General features: G+C 35.3%; 2 protein-coding genes. Both read left to right on the top strand.

Going from position 1 to position 3,326, the window contains the following annotated elements:
• On the top strand, positions 1-1,419 hold a 1,419-nt coding region (locus PX484_RS22065), incomplete at its 5' end, for an O-linked N-acetylglucosamine transferase, SPINDLY family protein (RefSeq protein ID WP_288105501.1).
• A gap of 17 nt (positions 1,420-1,436) precedes the next feature.
• On the top strand, positions 1,437-3,326 hold a 1,890-nt coding region (locus PX484_RS22060; protein ID WP_288105499.1), incomplete at its 3' end, for an O-linked N-acetylglucosamine transferase, SPINDLY family protein.

Raw genomic sequence — 3,326 nt, 5'->3', positions numbered from 1 at the left:
CAATTAAAAACAAGTTGTCAAGGGTTGCCTTCTCAAGCTGTAGCTGATTTTATTGCTCTTTATGTCAAATTATTTAGTGGTAATTGGGTCGATATTAAGGCAGATATTGAAGAATATGCAGAATCCTTGCAAAAAAGTATCGCTAATCAAGAATGTCCAAGATTATTGGATAAACCATACATAACAATTTTATCCCCTCTAGTTTACCTAGAAGATAACCCAAGAAAAAACCGTTATATTAGTAATTGTATTGGTCAACTTTTTCAGGAATATGTTCGCAATAATTCTAACTGTAATTATCTTCAAAAATCGACTATTAAAGACAGCAAAAAAGTTCTAAAAATTGGCTATATTGCCCATACTTTATATAATCATTCTATCGGATTAATCGCTAGATGGTTAATGAAGTATCATGACTATAATGAATTTCATGTCTCTTTATACCTAGTATCTCAAAAAGAAGACATTATCACTGAAATTTTTTTTAAAAATCAGGTGAATGCCTGCTATAATTTAGCAATTAAACCTCGACTGATTGCTGAAAAAATTAGTCAAGATAACATTGATATTTTGGTAGATTTAGACAGCATCACTAATAACGCAACTTGTCAAGTCATGGCACTAAAACCCGCACCAATACAAGTGACTTGGTTAGGTTTTGATGCGTCAGGAATTCCCGCAATTGATTACTATCTTGCTGATAATTACGTTTTACCAGCAGATGCACAGGAATACTACCGAGAAAAAATTTGGCGCTTACCTAATTCCTATATTTGTGTGGATGGTGTCGAGGTTGCTTCCCCCTCTCTCCGCAGGGATGATTTAGGGATTCCAGAGGATGCAATTAATTACTTAACCGTACAAACGGGGGTTAAACGTAACCCTGAAACTATTCGACTTCAGCTACAAGTTTTAAAGGCAGTTCCTAATAGTTATTTGAGTATTCAAGGGTTAAGTGATGCTAAATCAGTGGAAAAATTATTTTTCAAAATTGCCGAGGAAGAAGGAATTAATTATGAGAGATTAAAAATCTTACCCCTCTATCCCACAGGAATTTATCGAGCAAATTTAAGAATAGCTGATGTGGTTTTAGATACCTATCCTTTTACGGGAGGAATGACGACTTTAGATGTGCTGTGGATGGGGATACCTTTGGTTACAAAAGTTGGTCAACAATGGTCATCGAGAAATAGTTATACTTTAATGGTTAATGCGGGAATTAGTGAGGGTATTGCTTGGAGTGATGAGGAGTATATCGATTGGGGAATTAAGTTAGGTAAGGATGAACAGTTGAGACGCAAAGTTATCGCTAAATTAGATGAATCTAGAAAAACTTCACCGCTTTGGAATGCACGTCAGTTTACTAAAAATGTGGAAAATGCCTATCGTCAAATGTGGCAAATCTATTGTGAAAGTTAATCAGGGAGAATTAAATCATGTCTTGGCAAAATGAAGTTAAAACCGCTTTAGAAAACAATCAATACGATATTGTTAGTCAGTTTTACGAAGAACTGATAGAAAAAGAAACCACAGAAATTAGTCATTATTGGTATTTAGGATTATCCTATCTTTTGCAGGCAAAAGAAGAACAAGCACAAGCTACTTGGTTATTTGTTTTCACTCAAGGAGATGAACAGGAAACTGATTCATGGATGCTAGAATTAAGCAATATTTTAACTACCGAAGCTAACCGACAATTAGAGTTAGAAAATCTAGAAACCAGTTGGTTAATTCGTAAACATCTACAGGAAATTAATCCCAGTTATCTCGATAATTTACTGCATTTAACCCTCATTGAAATTAAATTAAATAGATTTGATTCTCAACAACTGCAAGAATGGCAAATACTAGAATTAATTACTCAGGGTTCAGTTAACTCTCAATTATTGGAACGGGTAGTAATTGCCGTCATACCTTACGCTCATGAATATACCATAGAATTAGTTCGGTTAAGTTTACCCTATCTTGGCAATTCTCCAGAATTACTTAATTACGTCATCACTGTTGCTGGACGCTTTGCTTTTGAGAAATATCAAGCTATTTATTCCGTTGACTTAGCGGAAGCTTTTCTTCCCCTTTATCCAGAAAGTTTGTACTTAGAAGTTAATTTATTTTGGTTTTATATCTCTTTACCTGACTATGAAAAAGCCATCAATTTAGTCAATAAGTTGAAAGAGAAAAGTCAAACGATTGATTTAAAAATGTTTAGTCAATCGCTCCTCTTTAGTGGTTCTTTACGAGCCTCAAAATGGAATGACATTCCTAGTATTTGTCAAGAGTATAAACACTTAATTAAAGAATTTATAGAAAAAAAGCCCCAAGATATACATCCCTTAGTTCGGGGAGCTTTACTAACAGTTATGAATCCGATTTCTTACTATGAAGATAACCCGAAAGAGAATCGACCGCTTTTAAGTCAGATTGGCAGTTTTTTTCAAGAAACCTACAAAGAAATGCTGGGTTTTCAAGAGGAAAGTTTTGATAAACCTAGAGAAGATAATGCCAATAAAAAACTTAAAATTGGTTACATTGCCCAAACCTTAAAACATCATCCCGTCGGTTTATTGAGTCGTTGGACTATTAATTATCACAATCGTGAACAGTTTGATATTCACCTTTATATGGTGAGTCAACCTGTGGATGAAATAACTAAACAATGGTTTTCTAATCCCGCAGATAAAATCTATCATGCTACTGCTGATTCCTTAACAACCTATCGCAAAATTAAAGAAGATAACATCGATATTCTTGTGGACTTAGATAGTGGTACTGGGGCAATCGTTGCCCAAGTTATTGCCTTAAAACCTGCCCCTATTCAAGTTAACTGGTTAGGTTTTGATGGTTCTGGTTTACCCGCAGTAGATTATCTTTTAGCGGATCCTTATGTATTGCCAGAAAATGCCCAAGAATATTATCAGGAAAAAATCTGGCGTTTGCCTAATACTTTTGTCGCTGTGGATGGTTTTGAAATAGCCGTTCCTACCCTGCGAAGAGAAGATTTAGGTATTAATAACGATGCGGTTATTTACCTAAGTTCTCAAACAGCAATTAAGCGTAATCCAGCGATGATTCGCTTACAAATGCAAATACTCAAATCGGTACCTAATAGTTATTTCCTGATTCAAGGAGTTGCTGATGATAATTCCCTCCTGGATTTATTCTGTCAAATTGCCGCAGAAGTTGGAGTAGAAACTAATCGAATTAAGATGCTTCCTCTCTATCAGACGGAAACCTACAGGGCAAATTTAGCCATCGCTGATGTGGTTTTGGACACCTATCCCTTTAATGGTGGTACAACCACCTTAGAAACCCTCTGGATGGGAATT

Source organism: Microcystis sp. M49636_WE2, from assembly GCF_030065375.1.
Lineage (GTDB): Bacteria > Cyanobacteriota > Cyanobacteriia > Cyanobacteriales > Microcystaceae > Microcystis > Microcystis aeruginosa_C.
Note: the sequence above shows the minus strand (reverse complement) of the source record. Positions and strands in the feature narration are given on the sequence as shown.